Origin of the sequence: Azospirillum sp. (assembly GCF_035628975.1) — a bacterium.
Classification (GTDB): Bacteria; Pseudomonadota; Alphaproteobacteria; order Azospirillales; family Azospirillaceae; genus Azospirillum.
This window is the reverse complement of sequence record NZ_DASPIS010000029.1, coordinates 21,580-38,901: the sequence shown is the minus strand read 5'-3', so window position 1 is coordinate 38,901 and position 17,322 is coordinate 21,580. Positions and strand designations below refer to the sequence as shown.

The following is a 17,322-nucleotide window of genomic DNA, read 5'->3' as shown; positions in this document are numbered from 1 at the left end:
CTGCTCGCAGGCGCGCTGGGCACGTCCCAGCGAGGTGCGGTTGATCAGCATGGTGAAGCCGACCATCAGGACGAGCGTGATGACGATGGTGGCGAGGCGCACGTAGCTGACGGAGACGGCGCCGTCCATCAGGGTGAGGTTGCCGGGCAGGATGGGCTGCAGCGGCTTGGAGCGGGCGCCCTGGAGGAGCTGGATGTAGTTCTGCAGGAAGATCGACATGCCGATGGCGGAGATCAGCGGCGCCAGCCGGGGCGAGGAACGCAAGGGCCGGTAGGCGATGCGCTCGACCGTCCAGCCATAGACGCTGGTGAACAGCATGGAGGCGAGCAGCATGACCAGCAGGGCCAGCGGCACCCAGGTGATGCCGAGCGCGCCGATGGCCAGGAAGGTGATCAGCGCCACGAAGGAGCCGATCATGTAAATCTCGCCATGGGCGAAGTTGATCATCCCGATGATGCCGTACACCATCGTGTAGCCGATCGCGATCAGGCCGTAAATCGCCCCAAGCGACAAGCCGTTGATCAATTGCTGTATGAAATAATCCATCAGGCGCTCTTCTCCCACTCTCCCAGATCACCGAATAGGCAGGCACTCGAAACTAGGTGCCCTATGCTTGGCACTTGAAACCTGGATTGAGCCGTGTGCGGCGGCGGAGTTCCGATCCGGATGAACGGGGGAGAACATCCAGGACCAAGGCAGGGGACGCTTGGAACCCCGCCGCCGCACCCGGTTCTTGCCGAAGCCCCGCCGGATGCGGGATCCGGCGGGGCTTCGGTCAAAGGCGGATTGGGGGACCTGTGCGGGTCTGCATGTGGAGGGCCGGAATGGTCCGGCGGCCCGGAATCGGACCAACGGCCATCAGGACGCGCGGCGACGTCATCCGGACGCGCGACACTGTCATTCGGACGCGCGACACTGTCGCGGGGGCGCGGTCCCGCACCCGGGCGGCATTCCGTCGTTCGGCCATGGTCAACAGCTCCCACTTGCGCGGCACGGCCTGCGGCCGTGGCGTCCCCACCGGCATGGCTGCCGGGCAAACCTGTTGTGAATCGGCCGGATCGGACGGAACGGCCGTCCGGCCCAGCCCAGTCGGCGAAAGGCGCCGAGCCTTACCCTGTTCTATTCTGTTCTTGGCCTCTCACCCCGGCACTTTGGTGCCGGTGGCGGATGCTGCCCTTTTTCTTGTCACAGACAGGTAAAGCAACTTGATCCGTAGGCGCAACACTCTCTTTCCGGTGGCAGAAAAAAACAACATTCCTCGCGCCGCCACCGCCGATTTCAGAACGAAATTTCCAAAAAGAGGATTTCAGCAAAATTCCGTTCAGTTCTTTGTCAACAGCTGTTCACATGTTCAGCCGACCAGATCGCGGGGGTCAGTGAAGGGCTGTCCCAGGGCGTCTGCGACCGCCGCGTAGGTCAAGTGTCCGGCATGGACGTTCAGTCCCTCCAGCAGGTGAGGATCCTCGGCCAGCGCCCGCTTCCACCCCTTGCCGGCGAGCGCCTGGACGAAGGGGAGAGTGGCGTGGTTCAGCGCCTCGGTGCTGGTGCGGGCGACCGCACCCGGCATGTTGGCGACGCAGTAATGGACGACCCCGTCCACCACATAGGTCGGGTCGGAATGGGTGGTGGCATGGCTGGTCTCGAAACAGCCGCCCTGGTCGATGGCGACATCCACCAGCACCGATCCGCGGCGCATGCCGGCCAGCTGGTCGCGGCGCACCAGCTTCGGTGCCGCCGCCCCCGGCACCAGCACGGCGCCGACCACCAGATCGCTGTCGGCGACCAGCCGGTCGAGCGTGTCGGCCGAGGCATAGACGGTCTTCAGCCGCGGCCCGAACAAATCGTCGAGTTGGGCCAGCCGGGGCATGGAACGGTCGGCGATGGTCACGTCGGCGCCCAGCCCCATCGCCATCCGGGCGGCGTTGGCGCCGACCACGCCGCCGCCGATGACCAGCACCTTGCCGGGCAGCACGCCGGGCACGCCGCCCAGCAGGATGCCGGAGCCGCCGTTGCTCTTCTGCAAGGCGACGGCGCCGACCTGGATCGCCATGCGGCCGGCGATCTCCGACATCGGCGCCAGCAGCGGCAGCCGGCCGGCGCGGTCGGTGACCGTTTCGTAGGCGATGGCGGTGCAGCCGCTTTCCATCAGCAGCCGGGCCTGTTCGGGATCGGGAGCGAGGTGCAGGTAGGTGAACAGCACCTGATCCGGCCGCAGCCTGCGACATTCCGCCGGCTGCGGTTCCTTCACCTTCACGATAAGGTCGGCCTTCGCGAACACCTCTTCAGCGGTGCCGGCGATCTCGGCACCCGCTGCGCGGTAGGCCTCGTCGGAAAAGCCGATCTCGGCGCCGGCGCCGCTCTGCACCAGCAGGGCATGGCCGTCCGCCGCCAGTTCGCGGACCGAGGCGGGCGTCAGGCCGACCCGGTATTCGTGGTTCTTGATCTCCTTGGGAACGCCGATGCGCGTGACCATGCGGGAACCGACCATACGAGATCTCCTCGATCCGATCCTTCGCCCAAGCGATCCGGCCGAAACACTCCGGTATCCAGTGAAACCATCGGTTGGGCTGATTGTCTCACAAAAGCCACTATAAGGCCGCCGAACGGGGTGAATCTCTGCAAAGCCTTGCATGAATCCCCCATAGTGTGGTGGAGCTTTCGCAGAATCCTCCACATCTTCGAACAAAGTTGCATGCACGCCCTGGACGCCCTGGACCATAAGATCCTGCGCCTTCTCCGCAAGGACGGCCGGATGAGCAACGCCAAGCTGGCGGCGGAGGTCGGGCTGTCGCCATCGGCCTGCCTGCGCCGCCTGCACATGCTGGAGCATTCCGGCGTGATCCGCGGCTATACCGCCATCATCGAGACGGCGGACGAGGAGCGGTCGGTGACCGTCATCGTCCAGATCACGCTGGAACGCCAGACCGAGGAGTATCTGCGCCGCTTCGACGCCGCCGTCCGCCGCTGTCCGGAGGTGCGGGAATGCTACCTGCTGTCGGGCAGTTCGGATTACCTGCTGCGGGTGGTGGCGCAGGACCCAGCCGACTATGACCGCATCTACAAGGACTCGCTGTCGCGCCTGCCCGGCGTCCAGCGCATCCAGTCCAGCTTCGCCATCCGCAGCGTGGTGCGTCCGGGCAACCTGCCGGCGCTGGAGGACTCCGCCGACTGATTCCCTGTGGTCAGCCGAACAGGTCCAGTTCCGGGTCGGGCGCGGTTTCCGGGTGGGTCAGGTCGGTGCAGCCGATGCCGATCAGGCGGAAGGCGCGGCCGTCCACCTCGCGTTCCAGCAGGGCAATGCCGGCGGCGAGGATCGCTTCCGCCGAGCGGGTCGGCTCCACCCGGCGGGAGCGGGTCAACTGCTGGAAATCCTTGGTCTTCAGCTTCAGCACCACGCTGCGGCCCAGCAGCCCCTCGCGCTCCAGCCGGCGGGCGACCTTGTCGGCCAGCGGGCGCAACTCCTGCGCCAGGGCGGGCAGGGTGGTGACGTCCCAGTCGAAGGTTTCCTCCGACGAGATGCTCTTGCTCGGCGACTCAGGGGTCACCCGGCGGGAATCCTCGCCGCGGGCATAGTTGAACAGCACCCGGCCCATGGCGCCGTAGCGCTTGACCAGCCAATGCTCGTCCTTGTCCTGCAGGTCGCCGACGCGGGTGATGCCGTCGGCGAACAGCTTGCGCTCCAGCGCCGGGCCGACGCCCCACAAGATGGTGACCCGCTTCGGCGCCAGGAAGCCCGCCGCCTCCGCCCGACCCAGCGCCGAGAAGCCGCGCGGCTTGTCGAGATCCGACGCGATCTTCGCCAGCAGCTTGTTGTGGCTGAGGCCGATGGAGGCGGTGATGCGCAGTTCCCGCTCGAAGCGGCGGACGATCTCCACCAGCGCCTGGGCCGGGCTGATGCTGAGACGGTCCTCGACGCCGGAGAGGTCGAGATAGGCCTCGTCGATGCTGATCGGCTCCACCAGGGGGGTGAAGGCCTCCATGATCGCGCGGGCCTGATGGCCGACCTCTTTGTATTTCGCGATGTTCGGGCGGATGATGGTGGCGTCGGGACAGCGGTCCAGCGCCTCGCGGATCGTCATGGCGGAGCGCACGCCCGACATGCGCGCGACATAGCAGCAGGCGGCCACCACCCCGCGATGGTCGTCGCCGCCGACGATCACAGGCCGGCTGGCCAGTTCCGGCCGGTCGCGCTTCTCCACCGTGGCATAGAAGCTGTCGCAGTCGATGTGGCCGATGGACAGGCTGTGCAACTCCGCATGGCGGAACAGCCGCCGACTGTCGCATTTCGGGCAGCGCGTCATCTCGCCCGATTCCGCGCCAGGCAGGGCGGCGGCGCAGTCGCGGCAGACGCTGGGCGGCGTGGGAGGGGCGGTCATTGCTGGCCCGTGGCTTTCGTTCCGGCGGTCTGAGGAGACACAGTAGCAACTCGCGGCGGCGGCGGCCATAGAGCGAGCACATACAGGGAACATATCCGAATCCCACAGAAGCGGAGGCGCAAGAAAACCGTGCAGCGAGATCCTGCATTTCCATCGCCTTCTGTGATCTGCCCGCTCCGTCGGTTATAGTTGTCCAGCTATATACCGGGAGAGATGCGGTGCGTGTAAAAACTCAAATCGAAAGAATGCTCCAAAAAATTTATGAAAGGGTTTTGGTTGTCAGGAAAGAGAGCGAAGCAGATCCGAACCGGCTCTCCGAATTTTTGGATCTGATGGCCCAATACAAGCACTTCGCTCTTTTCCTTCAGCTCTTCAACAATAATCAAATGACTGTAAAAAGTGGGATATTCGAGGGTCTCAGCTATGATCCTCCGATTTTCGAGGGCAGCCTGTTTCCCCGCCTGCTTGGGACCTACGAAGCGAATCTGCAGCCGCATATCGAGGGACTGCGTGACCGCGGCTATGGGGTCATCCTGAACATTGGCTGCGCCGAAGGCTATTACGCCTGCGGTTTGGGGCGCATGTTCCCCGATACGGTCGTGCACGCCTATGAAATCCAGCCCTATTTGCGTGACGCCTGCACCGTCGTCGCGGCGGACAATGGATTGGAGTCCCGGATCGTCCTGCGGGCGGAATTCGTTCCGGGTCAGTCGGACGTGCCGGTGGAAAAGAAGGTCCTGCTGTTCTGCGATATCGAGGGTGGCGAATTCACTCTCCTCAGCCCCGACAGCTTCCCGCAGCTTGCCGACATGGACATGGTCGTCGAGGTGCATCCCAATGCCAACCGCCGCCTCGACGGGTTTCTCAGCCGGTTCGATGCGACCCACGATGTCGAAGTCGTCGATCTCAGCCGGCTTGCCGTCACCATTCCGCCGATCATCAGGGGAATCGGGGATTTCAACCAGCTTCTGACGATGTGCGAGTTCCGCGGGTCGGAAACGCCCTGGGTCGTCCTGCGTTCGAAAACACTGGGTGGCGGGCCGCGGACGGGCGGTTGACCTCTTTCTTTTACCGCAGCACGTCGCCGCCCACCGCCAGACGGCCGGCGACGACGGCGGCCTGGGTGCGGCTGACCACGTTCAGTTTGCGCAGGATGCTGGAGACGTGGACCTTCACCGTCTGCTCCGACACGTTCAGCTCGCCGGCGATCTGCTTGTTCAGCTTGCCGTCGACGATCATCGTCAGGATGCGCAACTGCTGCGGCGAGAGGGAGGCGAAGCGGCGGGCGGCGTCGGCCTCGTCGGCTTCGGATGAGGCGGCAGACAGCGGCGGCGCCCAGGTCTCGCCGGACAGGATGGCGCGGATGGCGTCGGCCATCGCCGGCATCGACAGCGATTTGGGGATGTAGCCCGAGGCGCCATAGGCCAGCGCCCGGCGGATGGTGTCGGAATCCTGAAGCGCCGACAGGATGGCGACAGGCACGGTCGGGTGGTGGGCCAGCATCATGAACAGGCCGGCGAAGCCGTGGGTGCCGGGCATGTTGAGGTCGAGCAGCACGAGGTCGATGTCGCCCGGCCGCCGCCCCACCGTGGCCATCACCGAGTCGAGGTCCGGGCATTCGATCACCCGCACCTCCGGCATCGCCTTGCCCAGCGCGTCGCGCAGCGCCGCCTGAACCAGCGGGTGGTCGTCGCCGATGACGATGGTCGTTCCGCCACCGGCCGTCGGTTCGGTCGCTGCGCTGTCCTCGCCCATGGCTTCCGCACTCCCCCCATTCGCGGCCGCCCGGCTTTTGTCCGGTTCCGGCCTTACCGTTCGGCCACCGCAGACGTCTGCAGGGCCGCCCCGTTCAGGAAGCGGCGCAGCGACGCCGGCTTCACCGGTTTGTAGAGCACGCCGCAGCCGCAACGCTCCGCCTCCGCCCGCACCGCTTCGGACCGGTCGGCGGTCAGCAGCAGCCCCTTGACCGGACGGCCCCACAATTCCCGCAACCGCTGCAGAACCGCAAGCCCCGTCTGCCCGCCTCCGACGTGATAATCCACGCAGACCACGTCGGGAAGCGCACCGTCGAAGGGGGCGAGCGCCGCCAGCGCCCCGGCGACGTCCGACGCCGTCGCCACCCGGCAGCCCCATTGGCCGAGCAGGGCACGCAAGCCCGCCAGGATCGGCTCCTCATTGTCGATGCACAGCACCAGCAGCCCGGCCGATAGGACGGTGGGGGCGGAGACCGGGCGGACGACCGGCGCGGCGCGCGCCTGCTCCATCGGCACCTCCACCGCGAAGCCGGTGCCGCGCCCGACGGTGGAGCGCAGCGTCACCCGATGGCCGAGCAGCCGGGCGATGCGGTCGACGATGGCAAGGCCCAGGCCCAACCCCTTGTCGGCCGGGTCGCCGCCGCCATCCGCGCCGCCCAGCCGGCGGAACTCCTCGAACACCTCGCGCCGCTTGGCCTCGGGAATGCCAGGGCCGGTGTCCCACACCTCGATGCGCAGGCGGTCGCCATGCACTGGATCGCGCAGCCGCCGGCAGCCGAGCAGGACCCGGCCCTTGGGCGTGTAGCGGATAGCGTTGGACAGGAAATTCTGCAGCACCCGGCGCAGCAGCTGCGGATCCGACCGCACCGCCGCCCCGCAGCCGACCACCTTCAGCGTCAGCCCGCGTTCCTGCGCCAGAGCGGAGAACTCCACCCCCAGCCCGCCCAGCAATTCGTCGATGGCGAAGCTGCGCATCTGCACCCGGACATTGCCGGCATCCAGCGAGGAGATGTCGAGCAGCCCGCCCAGCAGCATCTCGGTGGAGCGCAGGGCGGCGGCGGCATTGTCGATCATGCCGCATTCGGACACCCGCTGCTCCACCGTCGGCAAGGGAACGCGGATGCTTTCCTCCAGTGCCGAGACGAACAGGCGGGCGGCGTTCAGCGGCTGCAGCAGGTCGTGGCTGGCGGCGGCGAGGAAGCGGGTCTTGCTGGCGTTGGCCGCCTCGGCCTCCGCCTTGGCCTGCTGCAGGGCATCGGTGCGCTCCTGCACCCGGTGCTCCAGGCTTTCGTTGGCCTCGCGCAGGGCTTCGGCCGCCCGGTAGCGCTCGGTCACGTCGGTGTAGGTGGAGACGTAGCCGCCCTCCGGCAGCGGGTTGGCGACGATCTCCAGCACCGTGCCGTCGGGCCGGCGCCGCTCATAGCGGTAGGGCCATTGCAGGTTGGCGGTGTCGCGGTTGGTCAGCAGCGCCTTCATGTCGTGGGCGCTGTATTCGCCGCGCCGCTCGTTGAAGCGGACCAGATCGGCGAAGGGCACGCCCACCCGCACCATGTCGGCCGGCAGGTCGAGCAGTTCCAGATAGCGGTGGTTCCAGGCGGCGATGCGGTGATCGGCGTCGATCACGCAGATGCCCTGGCCGATGTTCTCCAACGTCGCCTGCAGCAGCTTGCGGTTGAAGCGCAGCGCCTCCGACGCCTCGTCCAGCATCGCCATGGCGTCGCCGCGCGACAGCGAGCGGCCCTGGAGCGAGGCCGCCATCACCACCCGCGCCGACGCCGCACCGATGGCGCCGGCGATCAGCGTCTCGGTGAAGCGGACGGCGTCGAGGTCGGCCGGGCCGGTTTCGCCCTTACGGCCGGCAGCATAAGCATCGAAGGCGGCGTTGCCCCGCTCCGCCCCGACGAAGCGGATTGCCAGTGCACGCAGGTCGGCCAGCTTGGCGAGCGCCTGGGGGGTGTCATCCTCGTCCCGGTCGGTAGTGGCGGTGGTGTAGAAGACGGCCTGCGTGCGCTCCACCGCGCTGGGGCGGGCGAGCAGCGATCCGGCGACGAAGGCGATCAGGTTGGCGAGCAGGCTCCACAGGCTGGCGTGGGAGATGGGGTCCAACCCCTCGATCCTGAACAGGGCCTGCGGGCGCAGCCAGCCGATGCCCCAGGGGCCGACATCGAACAGCGCGTCGGGCACCGGGACGATGCGGGCCATCGACGGCACCAGCAGGGTATAGACCCACAGCAGGAAGCCGGCGCCCAGCCCCGCCAGCGCCCCCACCCGGTTGGCCCGCGGCCAGTAGAGCCCGCCGAAGAAGGCCGGCCCGAACTGTGCCACCGCGACGAAGGACAGCAGGCCGATGACGGTCAGCGGGTAATCGCGGTCGACCAGCCGGTGCATGACATAGGCCAGCAGCAGGATGCCCAGCACCGACAGCCGGCGCACCAGCAGCAGCGTGCCGACCATGTCGCGCCGGCCGACGCGGGCGGCGAAGCGCGGGCGACTGAGCAGCAGCGGCATCACCACGTCGTTGCACAGCATGGTGCTGAGCGACACCGCGGCGACGATGACCATGCCGGTCGCCGCCGACAGGCCGCCGATGAAGGACAGCAGGCTGAAACCGCCGGCTCCCGCCGCGATCGGCAGGGTGATCATGAAGGTGTCGGGGTTGATCCCGTCGCCGAAGGTGACGAGGCCGGCCACCGCGATGGGAATCATCAGCGCGCTCAAGGCCACCAGATATGTCGGATACATCCAGGCGGCGGCACGCAGATGGCGGGGATTGTCGTTCTCCACCGTCATCACATGGTACATCTGCGGCAGGCAGAGGAAGGCGATCAGCGAGATCGCCGTGTTCGACCACCAGGTCGGGTCGGAAAAGCTGGGCGACAGCAGCGGCTCCGCCTGCGGCCGGGCGATCAGGTCGGTGTAGCCGTCGAACATGCCCCAGACGATGAAGGCCGCCACCGCCAGGAAGACGGTCAGCTTCACCAGGCTTTCGAAGGCGATGGCCAGCATCAGGCCGCGGTGATGCTCGCTGGCGTTGATGTGGCGGACGCCGAACAGGATGGTGAAGACCGCCATCGACAGCGCCACCGCGAAGGCGGTGTCGCCCCAGATCGGCGGCGGCAGGGCTGCCGGGGACGCCAGCGAGGGCGCGGTCAGCACGTCGAAGCTGGCCGCCACCGCCTTCAGCTGGAGCGCGATGTAGGGCAGCACCCCCACCAGCGCCGTCAGCGTCACCAGCGCCGCCACCGCCTGGCTCTTGCCATAGCGCGCACCGATGAAGTCGGCGATGGAGGTGACGTTCTGTGCCTTGGTGATGGCGATGATCTTGGTCAGCACCGGCCGCGCCACCAGCAGCAGGATCATCGGCGCCAGATAGATCGGCAGGAAATCGAAGCCGCTGGCCGATGCCCGCCCGACCGATCCGTAGAAGCTCCAGCTCGTGTTGTAGATGCAGAGCGTCAGCGCATAGAGGATGCCGGCCGCGCGCGGGGAGGACAGCACCAGCGTCCCGCCCGCGGTGCGCCGGTCTCCCCACCAGGCGATGGCGAACAGCACCCCCAGATAGGCCGCCGATACGGCCAGGACCAGCCAACTCTGCACGACCGACGGACCTCTCGGGAGGGAAGGGGATGGGGGCGGAACGGGGGATGGAACAGCCGGCAGACCCTATCCCAATCGCCCCGCCGGCGACAATGTCCGGCCGTCCGCGGCTGGAACAATCGGGGGTCTCCGTCGGTTTACTGCGACGCCGTCGCTGGGAAAGCGTCGCGAAAAGCCCAATCTGTGGCAAGATGGCTTATCGTGAAGGAGCCCGGCCCCTGGTGCCGGACCCGGTGCGTGGCCTGAAACGGAAGACGGACACCCAACAGAATGCTGATAGACGCCTATTTGGGGTTCCGGGTCGGGGACGTGGTCCTGGATCGCGCGGAGCTTGCCGCCGGTACCGCCACCATCAAGGAGATCCACGTCGTCCCGTGCGACTGGGCGCATGGCCTGACCGGCATCGCCGTCATGGAGAATGGCGCAGAGCGCTTCATCGTCCAGCTGAAGAAGGTGCGCCCGACCGAAGAGGTCGAGACCGAAAGCAACGTCCGGCCCCTGCGCCACCGCGCGCGTTGAGCGGAAACATCATGCGCTGAAAACGGCAAGGCCCGCCGCCCCGGATCGGAGCGGCGGGCCTTGGTTTTTGCGTCGACGACTGCGCCGGCCGGTGAGCCGGGGCGGCGTCAGTGGCGAAGCTGAACGCGTCCGCCACCCATGCGCGCATCGTCGACGCGGGCGATGGCGGGCAGACCGCGCAGGAAGGCGGCGCCGGTGTCGGTCGCCTCGAACAGGACATGGCCCTGGCGGTCCTGGCCGCGGAAGCGGGCCTCGGTCGTCATGCCGGCATTGCGGACGGCGGCCGACAGCTCGGACACGGCCTTCCAGATGCGGGCACGGTGTTCGGCGGCGCTGGAACAGCCGGAGGAATCCGCGACGGCCAGCGTTACGGTAAAGGAATGAAGCTCGATCGCCATGGTGGCACCACGGAACAGAAATTGCGGGAATGAAGTACCCGGATCGTTCCGGCCATCGGCCGGATACGGCGCCGGCCCTTGGGATCGAGAAACTCAGTCGTAACGGGGAAGCTTCGACAGGACGATGTCGCTGATGAGGCCGCGGAGTTGGCTGACCGGGAGCTGTTCGACCGGTATGCGGACGGCGCGGGCGTAGGTCTCGCAAACGTGCCAGGCGTGGTCGGGTTCGACCAGGATGTGCCGGGCGAGATCATGTTCGTCGGCGTTCGCCCGACCGGGGAGCGCCTTTTCACAGGCCAGAGCGGTTTGCACCATGTCGCTGGCCAGACTGTGCAGATTCATGGATGGCACCTTCCCATGTTCGGGAATTGGTTGGGGGTACGAACAGAGTAAACCTTCGGACCAGTTCCCACAACGGTGCCTATGACGTTCGGCTGTGACAATTGAACGTTCGTGTCACAGCGGGCACATCGGCAAAGCTGACGGTGGCCGGCCTCTCACCTGAATCAACATAGGTCGGGGCGGTTTATTCCGCCTGTGACCGTTTCGCGGGTCAGACGCGGCAAATTCCGGCGAACTCCTGGGGCATTCCCCTCTTGCGCCGGCCATGGTTTTGCCCATCGGGGCGAAGCGCCGCCGGGCGCTCCCGACCCCCGCGGGGCAGCGGTCGGGAGCCGCCTTCACGTGGCCGGCACCCCGCCGGCACCCGGCCGTCAGGCGTCCAGAACGGTCCGGCTGTTCTTCGCCACCAGGGCCTGGAAATAGGGCTGCAGCTTGGCGTCGTCGAAGCCGAAGGCCTGCTGGAAGCGGATGATCAGGTCGCGCTCGCCCTGCTCCGCCTCGCCGTCTGCCATGGCGCTGTCGATCATGTTCAGCAGGATGCACAGGCGCTGCTGCTCGTTCAGCTTCGGCGCGACCTCGCCCAGGAATGTGTCGGGCGGGGTGCTGCGCGCGAACTTGAAGCAGCGATCCAGTTCCTCCCGCGTGGCGTTGCGGCCGAGGACGGAGATCAAATGGCCCACCTCCTCCGGATCGATCTCGCCGTCCGATCCCATGCAATAGATCAGCGAGACGACCAGCGCCCGGCGCGGGTTCAGCTCCAGCGGAGCGTTGCCCTTGAACATATCGAACAGACCCATGTTCCTACCTCCCCAATGGTCAAGACGCCCGCGCATTTGGGCCCGTGGGGTACCCCGTGCAAGATGGGGGCGGCGGCGATTTTTCTGCGGGAGATCGCCCCATGCCGTCACCGCTGCCAGCCACCGCCGCCCGCCATCGGGGCAAACCCTGAGACGCGCCGCCGTCGAATAGCGCGCCGGCCCGGCGGGTTTCGTGATAGTTTGGACCTGAAGCATCGGTTTGGCCGCATTGATCGGGCCGCATTACGCGGCGGGGCGGGGGAATTCCGGGAGGAACTGTGGGACGCTTCGTCCGGGGCGCTCTGGTGGTGGTGGTCGTCCTGGCCGCATTGGCCGGCAACGCGGCGCACAGGATCTATTACGACTACCAGGACACGCAGCAGCGCCGCTTCGCCATGGTCCGCGACATGGCCCGGCTGGTGGACGACCATGTCCACCGGACGGTGCGCACGGCCGACATCGCGCTCGACCAGACGGCCGCGATGGTGGCGGAGGCCGGTGGGCCGCAGAAGGTGCGCGACCTGAAGCACTGGACCCGGCTGCGCGAATATGCCGCCCATATCGAGGGTGCGGACGCGATCTGGATCTATGACGCCGATGGGCGCGCCGTCCTGGAATCGGCCAGCTTTCCCAACCGCATCGCCAGCTTTGCCGATCCGGCCGGGCTGGAGGCCCTGCGGAGCGGCATGCGCCTGCATATCGGCGCCGGGCAGCCGGGCCGCACCGGCAGCCAGCCGCTGGTCTTCCCGGTGTCCCGCCCGCTGCATGACGACGAAGGGCGCTTCGTCGGCGTGGCGTCCGCGTCGATCCGGGTCGATACCCTCACCGACTTCTACAACATGCTGGGTTTCGAGTTCGACCCGCTGATCGGCGTCTACCGTCCGAACGGCGAGGTCGTCGCCCGCCGCCCGGCGACCGAGGCTTCGGTGGGCCGGTCGGTCGCCGGCGGGCTGCTGTTCCAGACCAAGCTGCGCGAGGCGCCGGAGGGGCAGTATCTGTCGCCGTCGGTGCTGGACGGGGTGCTGCGCATCGCCGCCTACCGCACGATGCGCGATTACGGGCTGGTGGTGCTGACCGGCATCGAGCGGACCGAGGCGATGGCGGCATGGCGCACCCGCACCCTGTACACGGTGGTGGAGACCGCCGTCGGGCTGCTGGCGATCCTGGCGGCGCTGGCCTGGGGGCTGCGTTACCTGGACCGAGAGCGCAAGGCGCAGGTGGCGCTGGCCGAAGCGCGCAACGCGGTGGAGCGGACCAGCGCCGAGCGCGACGAGAGCGCCCGGTTGGCCGCTGCGCTCGACCATGCCCGCGACATGGCGGAGACCGCGCGGCAGGCCGCCGAGGCCGCCAACCGCGCCAAGGGCGAATTCCTGGCCGGGCTGAGCCACGAGCTGCGCACCCCGCTGAACGCGGTGATCGGTTTCGCCGACCTGATGGCACGCGAGGCGGAAGGGCCGGTCGGCACCCCGGTCTACCGGCAATATGCCGCCAATGTGCGCGATTCCGGCCAGCATGTGCTGGAACTGATCAACGAGATCCTCGACCACGCACGGGCGGAGGCCGGCGTGCTTCCGATCGAGGAGGGGCGCTGCGATCTGGAGGCGGCGGCCGACTTCGCCGTCCGCATGCTGACCCCGCGGGCGGAACGTGCCGGCGTGCTGCTGTCGGCGGCGGTGGCGCCTGCGGTGCGGCACCTGCGCGGCGACGACCGGCGCATCCGCCAGATCCTGCTGAACCTGATCGCCAACGGGGTGAAATACACGCCGTCGGGCGGCACCGTGACCCTGTCGGCCGCGGTGGACGACGGTGTTCCGGTGATCCGCGTCACCGACACCGGCCTCGGCATCCCCGCCGAGGATGTCGACCGTGTGCTGGAGCCTTTCGCCCGCGTGGACAGCGCCGCCAACCGCGGCATCGAGGGCGCCGGGCTGGGGCTGCCGCTGACCAAGCGGCTGGTGGAGCTGCATGGCGGCACCCTGGCGCTGCGCAGCACGCTGGGGGTCGGAACCACGGTGACGGTGCGCCTGCCCGCCGCCCGCCTGTTGCCGCCGGAACCCCGGCGGGAATTCCAGCCGGCGCCTGCACCTGCACCTGCACCCGCCGCGATCCATGGTGCTGCGGTGCCGGCTCCAGTCCCGGCCGTGCAGCCGCTGTCGGTCCTGCTGGTGGACGACGACCCGACCGTGCGCGACATGGTTGCCGGGCTGCTGCGCGGCTGGGGAAACCGCGTGATCGCGGCGGCCAATGCCAACGAGGCGCTGGTGATCCTGGACGGGCCGGAGCCGCTGGACCTGATGCTGAGCGACGTGGTCATGCCGCCGGGCATGGACGGTACGGAGCTGGCGCGGCAGGCCGCCCGCATGCGCCCCGGCCTGCCGGTGCTGCTGGCCTCCGGCTTCGCCGCGCATGCCGTCGGCAACCCCGCCGCCTTCGGACCCGAAGTGGCGATGATCGCCAAGCCCTTCTCCATCGACGAATTGCGCCGGCAGCTGGCCCGCATCACCGGGGTGCGCGGGGTGGCGGCGCCTGTGCCATCCTCCGCCCCGCCAACTCCCTTGGCATCTCCCCTGGTTTCCGTACCGGTTCCTGCCCCGCTCCGGCCGGCCGGACCGCCGCGCCTGCTGATCGCCGAGGATCTGTCGATCAACCGCGAACTGCTGACCGCGCTGTTCCGCGACAGCGGCTATCGGATCGATCTGGTCGCGGACGGCGCCGCGGCTGTCGAGGCGGTGAAGGCCGGCGACTATGATCTCGTGCTGATGGACGTGCAGATGCCGGGCATGGACGGGCTGGAGGCTAGCCGGGCCGTCCGCGCGATGCCGCCGCCCCGCGGCGACCTGCCGATCCTGGCGCTGACCGCCGGCTCTTCGGAAGAGGAACGGCGCCAGTGCCGTGAGGCCGGGATGAACGGTCACATCGGCAAGCCCTATGACCGCGATATCCTGCTGCGTCAGGTCGCCCGCACCCTTGCATCCGACCGCAGCCGCACCGGCGTTGCCTGATCGCCCGTACGGTTATTCGACATGCCGGAGAGATAGCAACTCCTGGCCGTCATTCCCGCGATGGCGGGAATCCAGTGTTTCCCAAGCGAAACCAATGGGTAAGCCTGGATCCCCGCCTCCGCGGGATGACGGCCGCAAGCACCGGAACGCGAAGACGGCTGCCGACAGCCCTCAGGGCTGCTCGAACACCCGCGGGAAATGGGCGAGGCGGCGGCCGAACAGGCTTTGCGGCGTGGCCTCCGCCGACGTGGTCTGGACCTGAGACATCGCGGCCGGCATCACCGTGGGCATGGCCGGGGTGGCGGGCAGCGCGCGCGCGGAGGTCGGGCGGGACCGGCGTTCGGACTTGTCGGGTGGGGCGTAGAAATGAAGGGTCAACTGGCCGTCGGCTTCCGCCGCATAGGGCAAGCCGGGAGCCGTCCGGCGTTCGGTGCCGGGAAGCACATACTGCTCGCCTTGGTCGGTGCGTTCGATATGCGGCATGACCGGTATCCTGTCTCCACCGCACCGATCCTGCCGTTCCAGCCCTTCCGGGTCAAGGCCGCGCTGCTGAACGAAGGGTTTATCCGTTCGCGTCGTGTTCCTGCCCCCGATTCCCCGCCCGGCCGAACGGGCCGGCTGCCCGCTTACGGGGTCAGCAGGCCGGCCACCAGCAGGTAGGACAGGGCGGCGACGATGCCGGAGGCGGGAATCGTCAGCACCCAGGCCCAGACGATTCGGCCCGCCAGGCCCCAGCGCACCGCCGAGGTGCGGCGTGCGGAGCCGACGCCGACGATGGCGCCGGTGATGGTGTGGGTGGTCGACACCGGAATGCCGAGCCAGGTGGCGCCGAACAGCGTGATGGCGCCCGCCGTCTCGGCGCAGAATCCCTGGTAGGGCTTCAGGTCGGTGATGCGCGAGCCCATGGTGCGGACGATGCGCCAGCCGCCCATCATCGTGCCCAGCCCCATCGCCGCCTGACAGGTGATGATGACCCAGAAGGGGACGTAGAAGGTATCGCCCAGCATGCCCTGGCTGAACAGCAGGACGGCGATGATGCCCATCGTCTTCTGCGCGTCGTTGCCGCCGTGGCCCAGGCTGTAGAGGGCGGCGGAGACGAGCTGGAGGTGGCGGAACTGCCGGTCGACCGTGAAGGGGGCGGAGCGGCGCAACACCCAGGACACCACCAGCATCAGCAGCAGCGCCAGCAGCAGGCCGATGCCCGGCGACAGCACGATGGCGACCGCCGTCTTGGTGAAGCCGCTGGCGATGATGGCGCCGAACCCGGCCTTGGCGATGCCGGCCCCGGCGATGCCGCCGACCAGCGCATGGGACGACGAGGACGGCAGCCCGAGATACCAGGTGATCAGGTTCCAGCCGATGGCGCCGATCAGCGCCGCCAGGATCACCGCCGGGTCCATCACCAGCGGGTCGACCAGACCGGTGCCGATGGTGGTGGCGACATGCAGGCCGAAGAACAGGAAGGCGATGAAGTTGAAGAAGGCCGCCCACAGCACGGCCAGCTTGGGCGACAGCACGCGGGTCGACACCACGGTGGCGATGGAGTTCGCCGCGTCGTGCAGGCCGTTGATGAAGTCGAAGGCGAGCGCCACGAAGACGATGAAGATGATCGCCGGCAGAGCGAGCTGGAGGGCCTCCATTGCCGCCGCCTCAGACCTGATCGAGCGTGATGCCCGCGACCAGGTCGCCGACGTCGTCGCAGCGGTCGGTCACCGCCTCCAGCATCTCGTACAGCTCGCGCCGGCCGAGGAAGGCGATCATGTCCGGCTTCTCCGCGATCAGCGACTGCAGGGCGCTGCGCAGCACGTCGTCGGCCTCGTCCTCCAAGTCGGACATGCGGCCGCAGAGATGATCGATGCGTTCCGCGTTGCGGGCGATGGCGCCCAGCAGCGGCATCAGTTCCACCATCACGTCGGCCTGCTGGCGGATCAGGACGACGAAGCGGCGCATCGGCTCGTCGAACGTCTCGATGCCGTAGAGCCCGGCATGGCGCGGCACCTCGTCCATCAGGTCGATGGCGTCGTCCAGCGCGTTGATCAGCGACAGGATGTCGGAACGGTCGAAGGGGGTGATGAAGGCGCGGTGCAGGTCGCGCCCGGCATCCTTGGCAATGCGGTCGGCGTCCTTTTCCACCCGCTTCAGCGCCGCGATCTTCTGCGCCCGCTCCTCCGGTCCAGCGTCCATCACCGCCTCCAGGGCGGCGGCTGCGGCCACGATGTGGCGGGCCTGCTCGACGAACTGGTCGACGAAGCGTTCCTCCTTCGGCATCAGCGAACGGAAAGCGCGCAGCAGCATGGGACGGTGACTCGCGGTAACTGGGGTGATTTGGCGCTGCTCTTAGCACGCTTCGCCGCGCAGTGCAGCGGCGGCATGTCATGTAACAGTCATGAAACAGTCATTTGGTAGCAAAATCGCCACAGGTTGCGGCCTCTGCGCACTTTCCAGGCGTTGGACGGAATGGTATGGGGCCGGAGGTGCCGGATCGGCCGGGGCTATGGAAAGGCGCCATGGAAAGGCGCATGCCGCCTCCCCAAATG

15 protein-coding genes are annotated in these 17,322 nt (G+C 67.8%); 4 read left to right on the top strand and 11 right to left on the bottom strand.

The window, feature by feature from the left end; genetic code table 11:
- Both VD964_RS05980 and ald read right to left on the bottom strand, forming a co-directional pair.
- Positions 1 to 546, bottom strand: a 546-nt coding sequence (locus VD964_RS05980) for a branched-chain amino acid ABC transporter permease (protein WP_414637098.1), incomplete at its 3' end; no start/stop codon positions are given.
- Positions 547 to 1,351: 805 nt separating this feature from the next.
- The gene (gene ald / locus VD964_RS05975) at positions 1,352 to 2,473 is read right to left on the bottom strand and encodes an alanine dehydrogenase (RefSeq protein WP_324866569.1); all 1,122 of its coding nucleotides are present in this window, start codon (positions 2,471 to 2,473) and stop codon (positions 1,352 to 1,354) included.
- Positions 2,474 to 2,692: 219 nt separating this feature from the next.
- Here ald and VD964_RS05970 point away from each other — a divergent pair, with 219 nt between their 5' ends.
- On the top strand, positions 2,693 to 3,172 hold the full coding sequence (locus VD964_RS05970) for an Lrp/AsnC family transcriptional regulator (RefSeq protein ID WP_324866565.1): 480 nt from the start codon (positions 2,693 to 2,695) through the stop codon (positions 3,170 to 3,172).
- A 10-nt stretch (positions 3,173 to 3,182) separates the two neighbouring features.
- On the opposite strand, the gene VD964_RS05965 is transcribed toward VD964_RS05970, so the two are convergent.
- The gene (locus VD964_RS05965; RefSeq protein WP_324866563.1) at positions 3,183 to 4,376 is read right to left on the bottom strand and encodes a DNA polymerase IV; all 1,194 of its coding nucleotides are present in this window, start codon (positions 4,374 to 4,376) and stop codon (positions 3,183 to 3,185) included.
- A 218-nt stretch (positions 4,377 to 4,594) separates the two neighbouring features.
- Between VD964_RS05965 and VD964_RS05960 the strand changes: the two genes are divergently transcribed.
- Positions 4,595 to 5,434, top strand: a complete 840-nt coding sequence (locus VD964_RS05960) for a hypothetical protein (RefSeq protein WP_324866561.1) — start codon at positions 4,595 to 4,597, stop codon at positions 5,432 to 5,434.
- Between the two features lie 10 nt (positions 5,435 to 5,444).
- On the opposite strand, the gene VD964_RS05955 is transcribed toward VD964_RS05960, so the two are convergent.
- Entirely contained in the window at positions 5,445 to 6,131 is a 687-nt protein-coding gene (locus tag VD964_RS05955) for a response regulator transcription factor (RefSeq protein ID WP_324866559.1), read from the bottom strand.
- Positions 6,132 to 6,184: 53 nt separating this feature from the next.
- Positions 6,185 to 9,727, bottom strand: a complete 3,543-nt coding sequence (locus VD964_RS05950; RefSeq protein ID WP_324866557.1) for a PAS domain-containing hybrid sensor histidine kinase/response regulator — start codon at positions 9,725 to 9,727, stop codon at positions 6,185 to 6,187.
- Positions 9,728 to 9,997: 270 nt separating this feature from the next.
- On the opposite strand from VD964_RS05950, the gene VD964_RS05945 reads away from it, so the two are divergent.
- Entirely contained in the window at positions 9,998 to 10,246 is a 249-nt protein-coding gene (locus tag VD964_RS05945) for a hypothetical protein (RefSeq protein ID WP_111070105.1), read from the top strand.
- Between the two features lie 107 nt (positions 10,247 to 10,353).
- Here VD964_RS05945 and VD964_RS05940 read toward each other — a convergent pair whose 3' ends face one another.
- From VD964_RS05940 to VD964_RS05930, 3 genes are all read right to left on the bottom strand, one after another.
- On the bottom strand, positions 10,354 to 10,644 hold the full coding sequence (locus tag VD964_RS05940; RefSeq protein ID WP_324866553.1) for a hypothetical protein: 291 nt from the start codon (positions 10,642 to 10,644) through the stop codon (positions 10,354 to 10,356).
- 93 nt (positions 10,645 to 10,737) lie between these two features.
- The gene (locus VD964_RS05935) at positions 10,738 to 10,986 is read right to left on the bottom strand and encodes a hypothetical protein (RefSeq protein WP_324866551.1); all 249 of its coding nucleotides are present in this window, start codon (positions 10,984 to 10,986) and stop codon (positions 10,738 to 10,740) included.
- 371 nt (positions 10,987 to 11,357) lie between these two features.
- A complete protein-coding gene (locus tag VD964_RS05930) occupies positions 11,358 to 11,783 on the bottom strand; it encodes a TerB family tellurite resistance protein (protein WP_324866549.1) in 426 nt (141 codons plus the stop codon).
- 278 nt (positions 11,784 to 12,061) lie between these two features.
- Here VD964_RS05930 and VD964_RS05925 point away from each other — a divergent pair, with 278 nt between their 5' ends.
- Positions 12,062 to 14,785: a response regulator gene (locus VD964_RS05925; protein ID WP_324866547.1), complete on the top strand. Its 2,724-nt coding sequence runs from the start codon at positions 12,062 to 12,064 to the stop codon at positions 14,783 to 14,785.
- Positions 14,786 to 14,956: 171 nt separating this feature from the next.
- On the opposite strand, the gene VD964_RS05920 is transcribed toward VD964_RS05925, so the two are convergent.
- The 3 genes from VD964_RS05920 to VD964_RS05910 all read right to left on the bottom strand — a co-directional run bounded on the left by VD964_RS05920 (position 14,957) and on the right by VD964_RS05910 (position 17,080).
- Positions 14,957 to 15,268 carry a hypothetical protein gene (locus tag VD964_RS05920; RefSeq protein ID WP_324866545.1) on the bottom strand — a complete coding sequence of 104 codons (312 nt, stop codon included), beginning with the start codon at positions 15,266 to 15,268 and terminating at the stop codon, positions 14,957 to 14,959.
- 143 nt (positions 15,269 to 15,411) lie between these two features.
- Positions 15,412 to 16,425: an inorganic phosphate transporter gene (locus tag VD964_RS05915; protein ID WP_149227035.1), complete on the bottom strand. Its 1,014-nt coding sequence runs from the start codon at positions 16,423 to 16,425 to the stop codon at positions 15,412 to 15,414.
- 10 nt (positions 16,426 to 16,435) lie between these two features.
- Positions 16,436 to 17,080: a DUF47 domain-containing protein gene (locus tag VD964_RS05910; RefSeq protein WP_108548800.1), complete on the bottom strand. Its 645-nt coding sequence runs from the start codon at positions 17,078 to 17,080 to the stop codon at positions 16,436 to 16,438.
- Positions 17,081 to 17,322: the final 242 nt, after the last annotated feature.